The 16,885-nt window shown below is 56.2% G+C and carries 18 protein-coding genes; 12 read left to right on the top strand and 6 right to left on the bottom strand.

Features of this window, described 5'->3' with window-relative positions; translation table 11 throughout:
• Positions 1 to 137 precede the first annotated feature (137 nt).
• Together ACQZ5N_RS08855 and secB are read left to right on the top strand one after the other, a co-directional pair.
• A complete protein-coding gene (locus ACQZ5N_RS08855) occupies positions 138 to 686 on the top strand; it encodes an FxsA family protein (RefSeq protein WP_448732704.1) in 549 nt (182 codons plus the stop codon).
• A 102-nt stretch (positions 687 to 788) separates the two neighbouring features.
• The gene (gene secB, locus ACQZ5N_RS08850) at positions 789 to 1,271 is read left to right on the top strand and encodes a protein-export chaperone SecB (RefSeq protein WP_003521154.1); all 483 of its coding nucleotides are present in this window, start codon (positions 789 to 791) and stop codon (positions 1,269 to 1,271) included.
• A gap of 102 nt (positions 1,272 to 1,373) precedes the next feature.
• Here secB and dnaQ read toward each other — a convergent pair whose 3' ends face one another.
• From dnaQ to ACQZ5N_RS08825, 5 genes are read right to left on the bottom strand one after another with little or no spacing between them, the layout of a single operon-like run.
• Positions 1,374 to 2,072: a DNA polymerase III subunit epsilon gene (gene dnaQ, locus ACQZ5N_RS08845; protein ID WP_003521153.1), complete on the bottom strand. Its 699-nt coding sequence runs from the start codon at positions 2,070 to 2,072 to the stop codon at positions 1,374 to 1,376.
• The gene (gene coaE / locus ACQZ5N_RS08840) at positions 2,065 to 2,673 is read right to left on the bottom strand and encodes a dephospho-CoA kinase (RefSeq protein ID WP_448732703.1); all 609 of its coding nucleotides are present in this window, start codon (positions 2,671 to 2,673) and stop codon (positions 2,065 to 2,067) included. Before coaE ends, dnaQ begins: the two co-directional genes overlap by 8 nt.
• On the bottom strand, positions 2,673 to 3,533 hold the full coding sequence (locus tag ACQZ5N_RS08835) for a shikimate dehydrogenase (protein WP_448732702.1): 861 nt from the start codon (positions 3,531 to 3,533) through the stop codon (positions 2,673 to 2,675). Before ACQZ5N_RS08835 ends, coaE begins: the two co-directional genes overlap by 1 nt.
• On the bottom strand, positions 3,526 to 4,125 hold the full coding sequence (locus tag ACQZ5N_RS08830) for a Maf-like protein (protein WP_448732701.1): 600 nt from the start codon (positions 4,123 to 4,125) through the stop codon (positions 3,526 to 3,528). The genes ACQZ5N_RS08835 and ACQZ5N_RS08830 overlap by 8 nt, the downstream gene beginning before the upstream one ends.
• A 31-nt stretch (positions 4,126 to 4,156) precedes the next feature.
• Positions 4,157 to 4,978: a pyruvate, water dikinase regulatory protein gene (locus ACQZ5N_RS08825; RefSeq protein ID WP_003521149.1), complete on the bottom strand. Its 822-nt coding sequence runs from the start codon at positions 4,976 to 4,978 to the stop codon at positions 4,157 to 4,159.
• A gap of 408 nt (positions 4,979 to 5,386) precedes the next feature.
• On the opposite strand from ACQZ5N_RS08825, the gene hemE reads away from it, so the two are divergent.
• The 8 genes from hemE to ACQZ5N_RS08785 all read left to right on the top strand — a co-directional run bounded on the left by hemE (position 5,387) and on the right by ACQZ5N_RS08785 (position 14,135).
• Positions 5,387 to 6,421 (top strand): uroporphyrinogen decarboxylase, encoded by a 1,035-nt coding sequence (hemE, locus tag ACQZ5N_RS08820; RefSeq protein WP_448732700.1) that lies wholly within the window; start codon positions 5,387 to 5,389, stop codon positions 6,419 to 6,421.
• Positions 6,418 to 6,963: a protoporphyrinogen oxidase HemJ gene (hemJ, locus tag ACQZ5N_RS08815; protein WP_448732699.1), complete on the top strand. Its 546-nt coding sequence runs from the start codon at positions 6,418 to 6,420 to the stop codon at positions 6,961 to 6,963. The genes hemE and hemJ overlap by 4 nt, the downstream gene beginning before the upstream one ends.
• Before the next feature lie 186 nt (positions 6,964 to 7,149).
• Positions 7,150 to 8,415, top strand: a complete 1,266-nt coding sequence (gene rho / locus ACQZ5N_RS08810; protein ID WP_004444236.1) for a transcription termination factor Rho — start codon at positions 7,150 to 7,152, stop codon at positions 8,413 to 8,415.
• Positions 8,416 to 8,504: 89 nt separating this feature from the next.
• Complete coding sequence (mnmE, locus tag ACQZ5N_RS08805; protein ID WP_448732698.1) at positions 8,505 to 9,833, top strand: tRNA uridine-5-carboxymethylaminomethyl(34) synthesis GTPase MnmE; 1,329 nt, start codon at positions 8,505 to 8,507, stop codon at positions 9,831 to 9,833.
• A gap of 63 nt (positions 9,834 to 9,896) precedes the next feature.
• On the top strand, positions 9,897 to 11,780 hold the full coding sequence (mnmG, locus tag ACQZ5N_RS08800; RefSeq protein ID WP_448732697.1) for a tRNA uridine-5-carboxymethylaminomethyl(34) synthesis enzyme MnmG: 1,884 nt from the start codon (positions 9,897 to 9,899) through the stop codon (positions 11,778 to 11,780).
• A gap of 11 nt (positions 11,781 to 11,791) precedes the next feature.
• Positions 11,792 to 12,409, top strand: coding sequence for a 16S rRNA (guanine(527)-N(7))-methyltransferase RsmG (rsmG, locus tag ACQZ5N_RS08795; protein WP_448732696.1), 618 nt, complete (start codon positions 11,792 to 11,794; stop codon positions 12,407 to 12,409).
• A gap of 19 nt (positions 12,410 to 12,428) precedes the next feature.
• A complete protein-coding gene (locus tag ACQZ5N_RS08790; protein ID WP_003521142.1) occupies positions 12,429 to 13,223 on the top strand; it encodes a ParA family protein in 795 nt (264 codons plus the stop codon).
• A gap of 30 nt (positions 13,224 to 13,253) precedes the next feature.
• Positions 13,254 to 14,135 carry a ParB/RepB/Spo0J family partition protein gene (locus tag ACQZ5N_RS08785; RefSeq protein ID WP_448732695.1) on the top strand — a complete coding sequence of 294 codons (882 nt, stop codon included), beginning with the start codon at positions 13,254 to 13,256 and terminating at the stop codon, positions 14,133 to 14,135.
• Positions 14,136 to 14,196: 61 nt separating this feature from the next.
• On the opposite strand, the gene ACQZ5N_RS08780 is transcribed toward ACQZ5N_RS08785, so the two are convergent.
• Entirely contained in the window at positions 14,197 to 14,409 is a 213-nt protein-coding gene (locus ACQZ5N_RS08780; protein WP_448732694.1) for a DUF1674 domain-containing protein, read from the bottom strand.
• Positions 14,410 to 14,525: 116 nt separating this feature from the next.
• On the opposite strand from ACQZ5N_RS08780, the gene htpX reads away from it, so the two are divergent.
• The gene (gene htpX, locus ACQZ5N_RS08775) at positions 14,526 to 15,491 is read left to right on the top strand and encodes a zinc metalloprotease HtpX (protein WP_448732693.1); all 966 of its coding nucleotides are present in this window, start codon (positions 14,526 to 14,528) and stop codon (positions 15,489 to 15,491) included.
• The gene (locus ACQZ5N_RS08770) at positions 15,488 to 16,873 is read left to right on the top strand and encodes an RsmB/NOP family class I SAM-dependent RNA methyltransferase (protein ID WP_448732692.1); all 1,386 of its coding nucleotides are present in this window, start codon (positions 15,488 to 15,490) and stop codon (positions 16,871 to 16,873) included. The genes htpX and ACQZ5N_RS08770 overlap by 4 nt, the downstream gene beginning before the upstream one ends.
• Positions 16,874 to 16,885: the final 12 nt, after the last annotated feature.

Below are 16,885 nucleotides of genomic sequence, written 5' to 3'. Positions count from 1 at the left end.
TTACCAAAACCGCCATTTAAATTCGAAAACCACACCATCATATAGTCTGCATCTTATCATCATTCAAATGTGCAGATTCAATCATCGGTGTCCCGGGAACCGGCAATCTGCCAGAGATGCACACGCAAGGCTAGAAGATGCGTTTTTCCTTTCTCCCCATCGTCATCCTGATGATGCCCATCCTCGAAATTGCCGGTTTCATCATCGTCGGCAAGGCGATCGGTTTGTGGCTGACATTGGCGCTTGTCCTGTTCACCTCGTTTCTGGGGTTACTCATCCTGCGGCTGGGCGGCATCGGCATGGTGAGAAACCTTCAGGATGCGGGCCGCACCGGCGCGCAGCCGGCGGATGAGCTGGTGAATGGCGCCATGCGCGTCGTTGCCGGGATCCTGCTTTTCATTCCCGGTTTCATTACCGACATTCTCGGCCTTCTGCTTCTCTCGCCGGCCGTGCGGCGCTTTTTCTGGAAAGCCTTCGGGCCGCGCGTCGTCGTTGCGGGTTCCTTTCGCCAATCCGGCCAGCAATCCGGTCCTCAGCCCGGTGATTTTTCCGGCTTTCGGAATGATCCGGGACATGCGGGTAATTCGAAGGTAGTGGATCTCGACGAGGAGGAGTTTCATCGCGAAGAGCCAAAGGGTTCCCCATGGTCGCGCAAACCGGACGATCGCGATCTGCCCAAACCCTGATCCCGGGCGGAATGGATCGCGATGACCCGATCACGAAGGGTTGTAAGCCCCCGGTCGAAATGATAGACCGCCTTCCACGAATTCACGCCGTGAGGAAATGTAATGACCGCTGAAAATGGTGCACAGGGCGCAGTAAGTCCTTCCCTCAACATTCTTGCCCAGTACATCAAGGATCTTTCCTTCGAAAATCCGGGTGCTCCTCGCTCGCTTCAGGCCCGTGACAATGCACCGTCGATCAACATCAATGTCAACGTCAATGCAAACCCGATCTCTGGTTCGGATTTCGATGTTGTCCTGACGCTGAACGCGGAAGCCAAGGATGGCGACAAGGTGCTGTTCGCGGCCGAACTGGTTTATGGCGGCGTGTTCCGCATCGCCGGCTTCCCGCAGGAACATATGCTGCCGGTACTGTTCATCGAATGCCCGCGCCTGCTGTTCCCCTTCGCGCGCCAGATCATTGCGGACGTTACCCGCAATGGCGGTTTCCCGCCGCTGATGATCGATCCGATCGATTTCGCGCAGATGTTCGCCCAGCGCGTTGCCGAAGAACAGGCAAAGGCCAAGGTTCAGGCCGTACCGAACTAAGTGACGCGGCTCTGCGCTGCAGAATTCAGACAAAACAAAACCCGGGTTCATGCCCGGGTTTTTCTTTAACGGCATTCACCGTTTCCGGTGCCTGGACAGGCATCAATTCTGGTAACGGTTCCAGATCGCCTTATCGCCCATGCCGAGAACGAGTTTGCCATGGGCCGCAACCGTTTCCGCATCCAGCCTCGAGGGCAAAGCCCGCGGCCTTTGCAGCGGCTCAAGCGGCACGTCTTCCTCGACGATGATGGTTTCCTGCTTGGCGGCGGAACCGAAACCGAGCGCCGTCTGGCGCCCGCCGATCATTTCAATATAAACTTCGGCGAGCAGTTCGGAGTCGAGAAGAGCGCCGTGCTTGGTGCGGTGGGAATTGTCGATGCCGTAACGCCGGCAAAGCGCGTCCAGCGAGTTCGGTCCCATGGGGTGCTTGCGGCGGGCGAGCGAAAGCGTATCCGTCACCAGATCGGCGGCGACCGGTTCAATGCCGAGACGGGCGAATTCCGCGTTGATGAAGCCCATGTCGAATGTGGCGTTATGCGCCACCCAGCGCGCGCCCTCGAAGAAGTCGCGAATCTGGTCGACGACCTCGGCGAATTTGGGTTTATCCTTCAGAAACTCGTCGGTAATCCCGTGAACGGCGAGTGCGTCGGGATGAACCTTGCGATCTTCCGGGCTGATGTAGAGATGCAGGGTGCGGCCGGTGGGAAAGTGGTTGATCAGCTCGATGCCGCCGATTTCAATCACGCGGTCCAGCTTCGATTCAAGGCCCGTGGTTTCCGTATCGAAAATGATCTCACGCATTCATCTCTCCGCGGCGCGACTCAGCGGCCAGTTTCTGCAGAATCTCTCTTACCTGATCCCGTGCCGCTTCGACACCATTTCCGGAATCGACGATAAAATCGGCACGCCGGCGCTTTTCCGCATCGGGCATCTGCCGGGCGAGGATCATTTCGAATTTCTCTTCCGTCATTCCAGGTCGGGATAAAACCCGCTCTCGCTGAATCTCCGGCGCGCAGCTGACGACAACGACTTTATCGACCCGGCTTTCCGCCCCGGTTTCGAACAGCAGCGGAATATCGAGGAGGGCGAATTGCCGATCCTCTTTCCTTGCCTGCTCCAGAAAAGCCTCCTGCCTTCCGCGCACCAGCGGATGCACGATCTCTTCCAGTCTGCTGAAATTAGCCGGATTCTGCCGCAAGACCTCACCGAGTTTCTGCCTGTCCACCGCACCGGAAACGGTAGTGCCCGGAAAGGCCGCTTCGATCAGCGGGACGGCTTCCGCCCGGTAAAGCCCATGCACGACCTCATCCGAATCGAGAACCGGAACCCCCTCCCCGGCAAACAACTTCGCCGTCGTCGTTTTTCCCATTCCAATCGAGCCGGTGAGACCGATGACGATCATCAATGTTTCTCCATGTCCTCGATGATGAGAGAACGCAGGGCCTCATCGACCTCCGGCGTTTTACCGAACCATCGCTTGAAACCGGGTTTTGCCTGATGGAGCAGCATGCCGAGCCCGTCGACGGTTGCGATGCCCTGCTCTTCCGCCATTTTCAGGATCGGGGTTTTCAACGGTACATAGACGATATCGGTTACGACGGCCTGATCTGCCAGCGGCGAAAAATCAAGATGCGGCGCTTCCGTTCCATCCATGCCGAGCGACGTCGTATTCACGAAAAGCCCGGCACCCTGCATGACCTCATGAAGTGCTACCTGGGGATGGGAAAAAACCCGCGGCCCAAAACGGTCGGCCAGTTCGCGCGCCCGTTCGACGGTACGGTTGAGGACGTGGATTTCGGCAATGCCGCGATCACGCAGCGACTGAATGACCGCCCGACTTGCGCCGCCGGCACCCAGAACCACTGCCCGCTCGGTCCTGTCCCAGCCCGGATGCCGCTCATCGAGATTGGAGACGAAACCATAACCGTCCGTATTGGTGGCGTGAAGCTCGCCCTCCTCCATCCAGACAGTGTTGGCGGCGCCGAGTTCTTCCGCCAGAGCATCGGGTCTGTCTGCCAGCCGGTAAGCCGCTTCCTTATGGGGAATGGTGACATTGCCGCCGACGGCCGTGCCTGGCTTGCCCTGCTTCAGCATTGCAATGAAATTCGCGAAATCGTCCGGAGAGACTTCCACCGCCTTATAGGAACCGGCAATGCCGAATTTCTTCAACCAGTAGGAATGGATAATAGGCGATCGCGAATGCTTGATCGGATAGCCGACAACGAAGGCGTTTATGGTTAATGTTTCACGTGAATCAGCCATCGATGACATCCATGTCGCGCAGTTTTGATAAAAGCGGCAGAAGCGGCAGGCCGAGAATCGTGAAATAATCGCCTTCGATCGAGGTGAATAGCTGGATTCCCTCTCCTTCGAGCTGATATGCGCCGACGCTGCTCAAGGCCTTTTCTCCCACCCGTTGCAGGTGGCGGGAGACAAATTCGGCGCTCAAAGTCCGAACGGCCAACTCGGCGCTGGAAACGATCTGCCACACCACCTCGCCATGTCGGACGAGAACAGCAGCGCTGTTCAGGCGATGAACCTTGCCGGACAATGACAGCAGATGCGCTTCGGCCTCCGCCATGGTTTTCGGCTTGTGATAGACGCGGGCGCCGAGCGCCATGGTCTGGTCGCAGCCGAGAACCAGTGCTTCCGGATAAAGCGCGCCGACCGCAAGAGCCTTGGCCCTGGCGAGTTCCAGCGCAACCTCTTCCGGACTGGCGCCGTCTCGTTCCAGCTGTTCATCGAGCGCACGCTCGTCAATATCCGCCGGGATGGCCGAAAATGTCAGGCCCGCATTGCGCATCAGCATTTGGCGGGATGCGCTGGACGAGGCGAGGATCAATTCTTGTTGCATCGACTGTCTGCTCCGAATGGTGCGATTCGGATTATCGTGTCCTCGAACGAAGGGCAAGGATGGCCGCCGCCGTTTCCTCGATGGAACGGCGCGTGACATCGATCAGCGGCCAATTGTTGCGGGCGCAGAGCGCTCGTGCATATTTCAGCTCTTCCATAATGGTGGCGCGGTCCGTGTATCGACCACTGTCAAATCCGCCCGTCGCGCCGAGTTCCCGGTTTTCGCGCACCTGCGATATCCGGTCCGATGTCGCGACCAGCCCGACGATCAACGGCCGCGTGGCCGCATAGAGGCTGTCGGGCAAAGGCACATTGGGAACGACCGGTATATTGGCGGTCTTTATCCCCCTGTTGGCGAGATAGATGCTGGTCGGTGTTTTTGAGGTGCGACTGATGCCGATGATGACGATATCAGCCTCGTCATAGGTCTCGGGCATTTGCCCATCGTCATGATCCATGGCGAAATTGAGCGCCTCGATCCTGGCGAAATAATCCGCATTCAAGGCATGTTGCGCGCCCACCCGCCGTCTGGACGGCGCACCTAAATAGGTCTGGAAGATGCCGATGATGGGTTCGAGGACATTTACGCAGGGCACCCCGATCGCATGGCACCGCAGATCCAGAAACTCGGCCAGCTGCTGGTCGACGATCGTATAGAGAACAATGCCCGGTTCCTTGTCGATGAGATCGACGACCTGCGCGAGCTGCTTCTGGTTTCGAATCATCGGATAGACGTGTTCCACCGGCATGGAGGCGTGGAACTGGGCCGAAACGGCTCGACCGGCCGACATCAGAGTCTCTCCCGTTGAGTCCGAAATCAGGTGCAGATGGAAGAAGCTTTTTTTGTTCTCCACGCTGTTTTTCTCCCGCTGTTGATAAACCGGGACAAATCTCCGAATTGTCCTGCGGGTCGAACCGCGACGTGAATAAGGTGGTGTTTTTCCACAATCCGCAAGTGGCTTCAATCGTCTCCGACGTGCTTGTGAATTGTTGGAAGAATGTGAAACCGTTCAAAATTTTCCCCAGATTATCCACAGTCGTCCTGTTTTTATGGGTCGTCATAAATAACTGAAATTATTTATAAAATTTCTATTTTCCAGATTATTCCAAATCAAGCGGGTCGATAACATCGACAGGCGCGCTTGAAATTTTGCGGCTGCGGCATTTCGACTGGAATGATTTTAATCCTTGCTACCCACAGACTCTAAGAAATAGAAAATCTTTTAAATCTCTTTGATTTTATTTTTTAGAAGCTGGGTGCCATGAACGAACGCAAGGTTATGACGGTGTTGAACGGGCAGACGGTCACACCGCCGCCCATATGGCTGATGCGACAGGCTGGGCGTTATCTTCCCGAGTACAGGGAAACGCGAAAGAGCGCCGGTAGTTTCCTCGATCTCTGTTATAATCCCGAACTGGCGACGGAGGTTACTCTCCAACCCATTCGCCGGTTCGGGCTGGATGCCGCCATTCTCTTTTCCGACATTCTGGTGATACCCGACGCGCTTCATCGCAACGTATCTTTCAGCGAAGGAAAAGGTCCGGCCATGGACCCGATCGATGTCAGCGGTATCGAGAAGCTGGATGCCGCAAATGTCATGGCGCATCTTTCTCCTGTTTTTGAAACCGTTTCCCGTCTGCGCGCCTCTTTGCCCCATGAAACGACGCTTCTCGGTTTCTGCGGCGCGCCGTGGACGGTTGCGACTTATATGATTGCAGGACACGGAACGCCGGATCAGGCCCCGGCGCGGCTGTTCGGTTATCAGGAACCGGTGGCCATGGAAAAGCTGCTGGCTTTCCTCGCCGACGTTTCCGCCGATTATCTGGTCGCACAGATCGATGCAGGTGCGGATGCGGTTCAAATCTTCGATTCCTGGGCCGGCGTGCTCGGTGAGAAGGAATTTGAGGATTATGCGATAAAACCCGTTGCCCGCATTATCGCATCGGTGCGCGCCCGTCGGCCTTCGGCAAAAATCATCGCCTTCGCCAAGGGGGCTGGTTATCTTCTCAAGGATTATCGTCGCAAGACGGGCGCCGACGCCATTGGGCTCGACTGGTCGGTGCCGCTGAGTTTTGCAAGGGATTTGCAGAAGGAAGGGCCCGTGCAGGGCAATCTCGACCCCATGCTGATGGTGGCAGGAGGCAAGGCGCTGCAGGATGGTATAGATGCCGTGCTGCAGGCTCTTGCACAGGGGCCGCTGATCTTCAATCTCGGCCATGGCATCACCCCGCAGGCCGACCCGGAAAACGTCACCCGGCTGGTGCAGCGGGTGCGTGCCGGCGGAGCCGGGGCATGAGCGGCGAAAAACAGACCTCCGCCCGTTCCGGAAACCGGGCGGCTTTGCGCGCTGGCATCGCGCTCGGCGTCTTTGTTGCTTTCGTCGCCCTGTTATTTTATGCCGATCCGGCCGATCTCTATCTCTGGATCAAGGCGCTGCATATCATAGCCGTCATTTCCTGGATGGCGGCGATTTTTTACCTGCCACGGCTCTTCATCTACCACACCGATGCACCGGCCGATTCGCAGCAGTCCGAAACCTTCAAGGTGATGGAGCAGCGGCTGATCAAGGTGATCATGAACCCGGCGATGATGATATCCTGGATATTGGGACTTTATCTTGCCTGGTCGGTTTATGGTTTTTCCGGCGGCTGGCTGCATGCCAAGATCGCGCTGGTGGTGCTTCTGACTGCGACCCATGTTTATTTCACGCGCAGTGCAAAACGTTTCGCGCGGGATGAAAATACGCGGCCTGCCCGTCATTGGCGGTTGATGAACGAGGTTCCGACGGTGCTGATGATCCTCATCGTCATACTTGTGGTTGTGAAACCCTTCGGTTAAGACGGTGCGACGATAAATTTCGCGGAATTCGTGCTTTCCTCTTGCAGCGGCCGTGTTCAATCGCTATTTTCGGGCCACTCATCTTCGTGGCATGTGAATTATTCAGTCATCTGCGGTATCTCCCACAGCATCTGATTCGCGAACACGCCCTCCCCCGACATTACATTATCAAACGGTCTTCTCTTCATGGCTGAAATGAAGCTTCAGGAACTTAAGAGCAAATCGCCTACCGACTTGCTGACTTTTGCCGAATCCCTGGAAGTTGAAAATGCGAGCACCATGCGCAAGCAGGAGCTCATGTTCGCAATCCTCAAGGTTCTCGCGAGCCAGGACATCGAAATCATCGGCGAGGGCGTCGTTGAAGTCCTGCAGGACGGTTTCGGGTTCCTGCGATCCGCAAATGCAAACTATCTGCCCGGTCCGGACGATATCTATATCTCGCCGTCGCAGATCCGCCGCTTCTCGCTGAAGACCGGCGATACAGTCGAAGGCCCGATCCGCGGCCCCAAGGAAGGCGAACGTTATTTCGCGCTTCTCAAGGTCAATACGATCAATTTCGATGATCCGGAAAAGATCCGCCACAAGGTTCACTTCGACAATCTGACGCCGCTTTACCCGAATGAGCGCTTCAAGATGGAGCTGGATGTTCCGACCTCGAAGGATTTGTCGTCGCGTGTGATCGATCTCGTCGCGCCGCTCGGCAAGGGTCAGCGCGGATTGATCGTCGCGCCGCCGCGCACCGGTAAGACCGTTCTGCTGCAGAACATCGCCCATTCCATCACGGCAAACCATCCGGAATGCTACCTGATCGTTCTCCTGATCGATGAGCGTCCGGAAGAAGTGACCGACATGCAGCGTTCGGTGAAGGGCGAGGTTGTGTCCTCTACCTTCGATGAACCGGCCGTCCGTCACGTGCAGGTCGCCGAGATGGTGATCGAAAAGGCGAAGCGCCTGGTCGAACATGGCCGCGACGTCGTCATCCTGCTCGATTCCATCACGCGCCTCGGCCGTGCCTACAACACCGTTGTTCCCTCCTCCGGCAAGGTTCTGACGGGTGGTGTGGATGCCAACGCCCTGCAGCGTCCGAAGCGTTTCTTCGGTGCTGCTCGTAATATCGAAGAAGGCGGTTCGCTCACCATTATCGCGACCGCGCTGATCGATACCGGCAGCCGTATGGATGAAGTCATCTTCGAAGAATTCAAGGGTACCGGTAACTCGGAAATCGTGCTCGACCGCAAGGTCGCCGACAAGCGCATCTTCCCGGCACTGGATATTCTGAAATCCGGTACGCGTAAGGAAGACCTGCTGGTGCCGCGTCAGGATCTGCAGAAGATTTTCGTTCTTCGCCGTATTCTCGCGCCGATGGGTACGATGGACGCCATCGAATTCCTGATCGACAAGCTGAAGCAGACCAAGAACAATTCGGATTTCTTCGAATCGATGAATACCTAATCCGAACTTTAGCCGGATTCATCATAAGAGCTTTAAAGCCGTATCCGTTTATTCGGATGCGGCTTGACTGTTTTAGACCGAGGTGAACGATGCCAGCTTCCGCCGATACGATCTATGCGCTTTCCAGCGGTGCCCTGCCGGCGGGTGTGGCTGTTCTCAGGATTAGTGGCTCGAGGGCTTTCGATGCCTTGGAGATGTTGACGGGCCGGGAACTTCCTTCACCACGAAAGGCTACGCTCTGCTCGATTCGGAATCGAAACGATGAGATCATCGACCAGGTGCTGGTAATCGCCTTTCCAGCTCCAAATTCTTTCACGGGTGAGCATTGCGTTGAAATTCATAGTCATGGCAGTCGCGCGGTCATGGCTTCGATTTTTGCCGAGCTTGAAAATCTCGAAGGACTTCGGCCTGCCGATGCCGGTGAATTCTCTCGTAGAGCCTTCGAGAATGGGAAGATGGATATTCTTGAGGTCGAAGGCCTCGCCGATCTGTTGCAGGCTGAAACGGAAATGCAGCGGCGGTTAGCGGTAGAACAGAGCACTGGCAAATTGTCGGCACTTTATGATGGCTGGGCCAGCCGCCTGACACGCGCTCGCGCTCTCATCGAAGCGGAACTGGATTTTGCCGACGAGGAGGATGTTCCGGATTCCGTGGCGGCTCAGGTTTGGGAAGCCATGGCGCTTCTCAAAAAGGAAATCGGCGATCATCTCCAGGGTGGCGAAAGCGGAGAAATCATTCGCGACGGGTTCAAGGTCGCGCTCGTCGGTGAACCGAATGCGGGTAAATCCACACTTTTGAACGCCCTTAGCGGCCGCGATGTTGCTATCGTTACCGATATTGCCGGCACCACGAGGGATGTCTTGAGCGTTGACATTAATCTGGAAGGATATCTGGTCCGGATATTCGATACGGCAGGAATACGGGAAACACAGGATGTCGTGGAGCTTGAAGGTGTGAGGCGCGCGGTTCTGACGGCGGAAACAGCAGATCTCATTCTCCTGCTGCAGGATAAAGATTCGTCTCCGAAACAATCTCTCGAATCGTTCAAGAACCAGAGCTATTTGCGGGTTAGAACGAAAACAGCACTTCATTCCCCCATCTTGGATGATGGATTTGATTTGTCTATCTCAGCCAAGGAAGGAATAGGTTTGAACGAACTGCGTTCGATACTGAAGCGGGAGATAGAAAAACGCGTCGGCGCCGGCCAGACTTTGGTTCCCGCGCGCGCCAGGCATAAAAAACGACTTGAAGAGACGCTGAACTATGTTAGTGATGCGCTCGATTCCGAGACCCTGGACCTTGCGATAAGGTCGGAATATTTAAGGCTCGCCGCGACATCGCTCGGACGGATCACCGGACGCGTTGATGTGGAAGATTTGCTCGGCGTGATCTTCTTGGAATTCTGCATAGGAAAATGATTCACGTGAAACATCGACGGCCGAGGCGGCGATGTCGATGTTGACAGAACAGGGCGCAAGGATATGCACCAGTCATTCGATGTCATTGTTATTGGCGGTGGCCACGCGGGCAGCGAAGCCGCGGCCGCCGCTGCAAGGCATGGCGCAAAAACCGCCCTTGTTACCCACAAGCGTGAGACGATTGGCGTCATGTCCTGCAACCCCGCCATCGGCGGTCTGGGAAAGGGACACCTCGTTCGTGAGATCGATGCGCTGGATGGCTTGATGGGTCGGGTTGCCGATGCAGCAGGCATCCAATTCCGCATGCTCAATCGCAAAAAGGGACCGGCCGTCCGTGGTCCGCGCACGCAAGCCGACCGGCGGCTTTATCGCGAAGCCATGCAGCGTGAGATCGATGCGATTGATAACCTGACCGTCATTGAAGGCGATGCTTTCGATATTGAGATGGCAGATGATCGCGTCGCAGCCGTTATCATGAAGAATGGTAGCCGGATTCCTTGTGGCGCGGTTGTGTTGACGAGCGGCACCTTCCTGCGCGGTCTCATTCATATCGGTTCCGAAAAGATTCCGGCGGGACGTGTGGGAGAAATGCCGTCTGTTGGCCTCTCGGATACGCTCTCGCGGCTGGGTCTCGTTATGGGTCGCCTGAAAACCGGCACCCCTGCCCGACTGGATGGACGCACGATTGACTGGAATGCGGTGGATCGACAGGCTGCCGATGAGGATCCTGTCCCTTTTTCCTTCATGACGGATCGTATTCTCAATCCTCAAATAGAATGTGGTGTAACTCGCACCACTCCGGCTGGGCATAAGATCATTCGGGAGAATATTCATCTGTCGGCGATGTATTCGGGACAGATCGAAGGGGTCGGTCCGCGTTATTGCCCGTCAATTGAGGATAAGATCACCCGTTTCGGTGAACGGGACGGGCATCAGATATTTCTCGAGCCGGAAGGTCTCGACGATCACACTATTTATCCAAACGGCATATCGACGTCCCTTCCCGCTTCCGTTCAGGAACAATTTATCCGAACGATACCGGGCCTTGAACAAGTGACGATCCTGCAGCCGGGTTATGCGATCGAATATGACTATGTCGATCCGCGCGAGCTGAAGCCGTCGCTGGAATGCCGCAAGATTCCGGGATTGTTTTTGGCCGGCCAGATCAATGGCACGACCGGTTATGAAGAAGCGGGCGCTCAGGGTCTCGTTGCCGGCTTGAATGCATCGCTTTATGCCGGCGATGCCGATCCGGTCTATTTTAGCCGAACCGAGTCTTATATCGGCGTCATGATTGATGACCTGACGTCGAAAGGTGTCAGCGAACCCTACCGCATGTTTACATCCAGAGCGGAGTATCGTCTTTCGCTGCGCGTGGACAATGCGGATTTGCGGCTTACACCAGTCGGTCAGATGGCTGGCATTGTCGGCCGCGCGCGGCAGGAACGCTTCGTAAATTTCATCTCCGATCTGGATCGCGGTCGAGAGCTGATGAAGGCGATTTCCATCAGCCCATCCCAGGCGGCGAAGCAAGGGTTGAAGCTTAATCAGGACGGTCAACGCCGGTCCGTTTATGAATTGCTGGCCTATCCGGATATGACTCTCGAGGTTCTTACCGAACATTGGCCTGAATTGGGCGCCCTTGACGGAAAAGTTGCCGAGGTCTTGCAGATCGAGGCGAGTTATGCGGTCTATATGCAAAGGCAGAGCGCTGATATCGTCGATATCAAGCGGGACGAAGACAGAAAAATCCCGGATGACTTTGATTTTAAGAGTCTGTCAGGCCTCTCCAACGAGCTTAAACAAAAGCTGGAAAAAGCTCGTCCTGAGAATATTGCCCAGGCCGCTCGTGTTGACGGCATGACACCGGCTGCGATATCGCTGCTGCTCGCACTTCTGCGGAAGGATTCCGCAACGCGAAGTGAAAAATTACGCATGCACCAATAGCGAGTCGGATTATGAAGATAAACGGCCAGAGTGTTTCACGTGAAACACAGGAAAGGCTCGAACATTTTGTCGAGCTTTTTAAGAAGTGGAACAGAACCACAAATCTGGTAGCGCCTTCCACTCTCGCCGAGCTCTGGAACCGGCATGTGGCCGACAGCGCGCAAATATTCCAGCTTTCTTCTCAGCCAAAAAAGTGGATTGATCTTGGAAGCGGTGGCGGATTCCCCGGTGTCGTCACTGCGATTTTTCTGGCGGAGCTTGGCGATGGTTGGGTCGATCTGGTCGAAAGCAACAATAAAAAGGCGGCATTCTTGCGAGTTGCACTGAAGGAAACCGGTGCAAGAGGTGCAGTTCATCCCGTCAGGATCGAGGCGGCGCCGGAAATCATCAAAAATTGCGATGCTGTTTCAGCGCGCGCACTCGCCGAACTGGATCTGCTTTTCGATTATATTCATCCTTGGGCGCAGAATAATCCGAATCTCAAGGCCTATTTTAATAAAGGCCGGGATTATGATTCTGAAGTGCAGAAAGCACATGGTCGCTGGGAGTTTGATCTGGTAAAACATCAGAGTGCCATTGAGGCAGATTCTGTTGTTCTTGAAATCAGCAACCTCGCTTTGAGGCGCTGATGAGCTGGCCAGGTGCGGCATGACTTTGGAAAAAAACCGGATTATCGCAGTTGCAAACCAGAAAGGCGGCGTTGGTAAAACAACAACCGCCATCAATCTGGCTACCGCGCTGGCGGCTATTGGTGAGCGCGTGCTGATCGTGGATCTGGACCCGCAGGGTAATGCGAGTACCGGACTTGGAATCGACCGCAAGGAGCGCAAGCTTTCGTCCTATGATCTTCTGGTAGGAGATCATGGGGTTGCGGAAGTTGCTGTTCCCACCGCCGTTCCTAATCTCGACATCGTACCCTCCACGATGGATTTGCTCGGTTTCGAAATGCAGGTCGCGAATGTTTCCAACCGCGTTTTCCTGCTGCGTGCGGCCATGGAGACACAGGAAGCCAGAGGCTACTCCTATATTCTTGTCGACTGCCCTCCTTCTTTCAATCTTTTGACGATGAATGCCATGACGGCCGCACATTCCGTGCTCGTGCCGCTGCAATGCGAGTTCTTTGCGCTGGAGGGCCTTAGCCAGTTGCTGGATACGGTCAGTCAGATTCGTGGATCGGTGAACCCGCAACTCGACATACAGGGTATTGTTCTCACGATGTTCGATGCGCGAAATAATCTTGCACAACAGGTGGTTTCGGATGTGCGCACGCATCTGGGCGAAAAGGTTTACCACACGCTCATTCCACGCAATGTGCGTGTTTCCGAAGCGCCATCCTATGGTAAACCGGCAATTCTCTATGATCTTAAATGTGCCGGCAGCCAGGCCTATCTGCAACTGGCGTCCGAAGTGATTCAGAGAGAGCGTCTGCGTAAAGCCGCCTGACGTTTGCCGGAATGTATGGAGTAATATCTTATGAGTGATGATCTTTCCAAGCGTCGGTTGGGGCGCGGTCTTGCCGCATTGATCGGAGAAATGGACCAGCCTGTGCCGGTGGGTGAGCCCCAGCGCGCTGTTAACGCCGATCGTACCATTCCCATCGAATTCATCGCTCGCAGCCAGAGGAACCCGCGGCGTCATTTCGATGAGAATGAGCTGCAGGATCTTGCCGCCTCCATTCGCCAGCATGGAATTGTTCAGCCTGTGGTCGTAAGAACGGTTGGAGTCAACCGCTACGAGATTATTGCGGGTGAAAGACGCTGGCGTGCGGCGCAGCTGGCGGGCTTTACCGATGTTCCCGTCATCGTTCGCGATGTGGATGACCGCACGGCGCTGGAACTGGCAATTGTCGAAAACGTACAGCGTTCCGACCTCAATCCGCTCGAAGAAGCGATGGGGTATGAGCAGTTGATCGCCGAACACGGCTATACTCAGAATGATCTCGGCGAAATCATCGGCAAAAGCCGAAGCCACGTTGCCAACAGCCTGCGGCTTTTGAAGCTTCCCAATCCGGTACGGGATATGCTGGCGGATGGTTCGCTCTCCGCAGGTCATGCCCGCGCGCTTGTTTCCACTTCCGATCCGGCGACGCTCGCGAAAACAATCGTATCCAAGGGACTTTCGGTCCGTGATGCCGAGCGCCTGGCGCAGAATGATATCAAATCGCAGGGCGATGTTGCGGAGAAGCGACCTGCGGCGGAAAAGGATTCCGATACGATCGCACTCGAACGCAGCCTGTCCGATGCTCTCGGGCTGGATGTGAAGATCAACCACAAGGGCGGATCGGGGCAAATCCGTATTGGTTACCGCACATTGGAACAGCTTGAAGCGGTATGCCGGCTTCTGGAGCAGAAGTAAGTAACTATTTGTTTTAAAATATAAAATACCCGCCTTTGGCGGGTATTTTTATTTACGGCGCTCAAAAATCGATGGCCCGGCCTTTTATTTCGTAATCGCCGAAACGCACGGGTTCTGCGCCGCCGCGGCCGCCGGTTTCCGGCGGCAACTGCAGATCGGCCTGTTGCTTGCGCCGTTCTTCCGCTTCCTTCAACGCTCGCTGCGCCGCCGGCGCAAGTCGCTTCACACTTTCCGCGCCACTGTCTGTGGCGTTGTCATTATCCGCATTCTGCATGAAATCCTCCCTATGACGGGATATTGAAATACGTTTGCCGCTTACCAGATTATATAATCCGAGGGGCTTTATAAACCCCGGAATATTCCCGGTGAGTGACAAGGAGAGTTTAACGGATGAACATGATGCGCACGGCAATGCTTCTGGCCTTCATGACCGCATTGTTCATGGGTGTCGGTTTTCTGATCGGCGGCAAGGGCGGCATGATGATAGCCCTGGTCATCGCGGCTGGTATGAATATTTTTTCCTACTGGAACTCTGACAAGATGGTTCTCTCCGCCTATCATGCGCGGGAGATCGATGAGGCGAATGCGCCCGAATTTTTTCACATGATCCGCGACCTGTCGCAGAATGCCGGTCTGCCAATGCCGAAGGTCTATATTTACGATAGCCCGCAACCCAATGCTTTCGCGACCGGGCGGAATCCGCAGAACGCCGCTGTTGCCGCTTCGACAGGCCTGCTGGAGCGTCTGACGCCCGAGGAAGTGGCCGGTGTCATGGCGCATGAGCTTGCGCATGTGCAGAACCGCGACACGCTGACCATGACGATCACCGCCACGCTGGCGGGCGCCATCTCCATGCTCGGCAATTTTGCCTTCTTCTTCGGCGGTAACCGGGAGAACAACAATAACCCGCTCGGCTTTATCGGCGTGCTGGCCGCGATGATCGTGGCGCCGCTGGCAGCGATGTTGGTGCAGATGGCGATCAGCCGCACACGGGAATATTCCGCCGACCGGCGCGGCGCGGAAATCTGCGGCAACCCGCTCTGGCTTGCTTCCGCGTTGCAGAAGATTTCGGGCATGGCGCAGCGCATTCACAATGACGATGCCGAGCGCAACCCGGCAACGGCGCATATGTTCATTATCAATCCGCTTTCCGGTGAGCGCATGGACAATCTCTTCTCCACCCATCCGAATACGGAAAACCGCGTGGCGGCGCTGCATGCGATGGCACAGGAGTTTTCCCCGCGAGGATCGACGCCGCCGCCATCGGGTGATAGACCTCTGCGCAAATCAGGCTCCGTTCCCAAAACAGGCTGGGGACGAGGCAATGAAAACGAGCGCAAGGGGCCGTGGTCTTGACATCCGATATTCAGAATAAGCCGGCGCGGTCCAGAAAACCGAGACCGGCAAATGGGAGGGGCCGTGAAGACGGCCCTTCGTCTTTCCAGGACAAGCCGGGTCTCGCCGCGCGCATCGCCGCCACCCGCATTCTCGCCGCCGTTCTGGAAAAGAAGACCTCGCTGGATGGGATGCTCGATAGCGAAAACGGCAATCCCGTCTATCGAGCCCTGTCGCTTGCGGACCGGGCGCTGGTGAGAGCCATCGTCAACAGCGCGCTTCGCCACCTCCCCCGGATTGAAACGGCATTGTCGATGCTGCTTGATGGGCCGCTGCCGCAGGGCGCGCGTTCGCTGCATCACGTTCTTGTCGTCGGTGCGGCGCAGATGCTTTACCTCGATGTACCGGATCATTCCGCTGTCGATCTCGCGGTGGAACAGGCTCACCGCGATCCGCGCAACCGGCGTTTCGTCAAGCTGGTGAACGCCGTTCTCCGACGGCTCGGTCGTGAAAAAGCGGATATCGAGAAGGCTGTCGCCGGCGTTCCGGTATTGCCGGACTGGTTCCATGCGCGGCTTGTTTCCGCTTACGGCGATGAGGTTGCGCAAAGGATTTCGGAGGCGCAGCTGACACCCTCCTCGATTGATCTGACGATCAAGGCTGATCCCGCTCTCTGGGCGGAAAAACTGGGCGGTACGCTCATGCCGAATGGCAGTGTGCGTCTGGGTGAATTCGAGGGGCAGATCCCATCGCTCGAAGGCTTCGCTGAAGGTGCGTGGTGGGTGCAGGATCTCGCCGCCAGCATGCCGGTTCGGCTTATGGGCGACATCGCGGGCAAACGTGTCGCAGATCTCTGTGCTGCTCCGGGCGGCAAGACCGCGCAGCTTGCACTGGCGGGCGCCAGGGTGACGGCGCTGGATCAGTCCGGTAACCGTCTTCGTCGCCTCAGGGAAAATCTCGACCGGCTTGGCCTCCGTGCCGAAACGGTGGAAGCCAATATGCTGAAGTACCAGCCGGAACAGCTCTTTGACGCGGTTCTCCTCGATGCGCCCTGTTCTTCCACCGGGACACTTCGCAAACATCCCGATGTCTGCTGGACCAAGGATGAGAACGATATTGCCAAACTCGCTGCCCTTCAGGGCCAGATGCTGCGGCATGCGCTGACCCTTGTTGGCCCCGGCGGCCTCGTGGTCTTTTCCAATTGCTCGCTCGATCCTTCCGAAGGAGAAGCGATGATTGCCGAGGTTCTGGCAGAAAATCCCGGCGTGGAACGTGTTGCCGTCCGCCGCGAGGATTGGCCTGGAATGGAAGCGGCTATCAGCCCCAATGGCGATCTTCGCACGACACCGGACATGTTCGGCGGCGTCGATGGGTTTTTTAGCAGTGTCTTGCGTAAGAAGTAGAAAAAAGCCAAG

It is taken from the genome of Agrobacterium sp. 22-221-1 (assembly GCF_053522445.1).
This window is presented reverse-complemented; position numbering and strand designations above follow the sequence as displayed.

What these genes read in the sequence shown, in the direction of transcription:
- ACQZ5N_RS08835 (WP_448732702.1), bottom strand. Translation starts at nt 3,533, where the DNA reads ATGGCTGATTCACGTGAAACATTAACCATAAACGCCTTCGTTGTCGGC.
- ACQZ5N_RS08790 (WP_003521142.1), top strand. Translation starts at nt 12,429, where the DNA reads ATGACTTTGGAAAAAAACCGGATTATCGCAGTTGCAAACCAGAAAGGC.
- coaE (WP_448732703.1), bottom strand. Translation starts at nt 2,673, where the DNA reads ATGATCGTCATCGGTCTCACCGGCTCGATTGGAATGGGAAAAACGACG.
- hemJ (WP_448732699.1), top strand. Translation starts at nt 6,418, where the DNA reads ATGAGCGGCGAAAAACAGACCTCCGCCCGTTCCGGAAACCGGGCGGCT.
- ACQZ5N_RS08785 (WP_448732695.1), top strand. Translation starts at nt 13,254, where the DNA reads ATGAGTGATGATCTTTCCAAGCGTCGGTTGGGGCGCGGTCTTGCCGCA.
- mnmE (WP_448732698.1), top strand. Translation starts at nt 8,505, where the DNA reads ATGCCAGCTTCCGCCGATACGATCTATGCGCTTTCCAGCGGTGCCCTG.
- rho (WP_004444236.1), top strand. Translation starts at nt 7,150, where the DNA reads ATGGCTGAAATGAAGCTTCAGGAACTTAAGAGCAAATCGCCTACCGAC.
- rsmG (WP_448732696.1), top strand. Translation starts at nt 11,792, where the DNA reads ATGAAGATAAACGGCCAGAGTGTTTCACGTGAAACACAGGAAAGGCTC.
- ACQZ5N_RS08830 (WP_448732701.1), bottom strand. Translation starts at nt 4,125, where the DNA reads ATGCAACAAGAATTGATCCTCGCCTCGTCCAGCGCATCCCGCCAAATG.
- ACQZ5N_RS08855 (WP_448732704.1), top strand. Translation starts at nt 138, where the DNA reads ATGCGTTTTTCCTTTCTCCCCATCGTCATCCTGATGATGCCCATCCTC.
- dnaQ (WP_003521153.1), bottom strand. Translation starts at nt 2,072, where the DNA reads ATGCGTGAGATCATTTTCGATACGGAAACCACGGGCCTTGAATCGAAG.
- ACQZ5N_RS08780 (WP_448732694.1), bottom strand. Translation starts at nt 14,409, where the DNA reads ATGCAGAATGCGGATAATGACAACGCCACAGACAGTGGCGCGGAAAGT.
- htpX (WP_448732693.1), top strand. Translation starts at nt 14,526, where the DNA reads ATGAACATGATGCGCACGGCAATGCTTCTGGCCTTCATGACCGCATTG.
- hemE (WP_448732700.1), top strand. Translation starts at nt 5,387, where the DNA reads ATGAACGAACGCAAGGTTATGACGGTGTTGAACGGGCAGACGGTCACA.
- secB (WP_003521154.1), top strand. Translation starts at nt 789, where the DNA reads ATGACCGCTGAAAATGGTGCACAGGGCGCAGTAAGTCCTTCCCTCAAC.
- mnmG (WP_448732697.1), top strand. Translation starts at nt 9,897, where the DNA reads ATGCACCAGTCATTCGATGTCATTGTTATTGGCGGTGGCCACGCGGGC.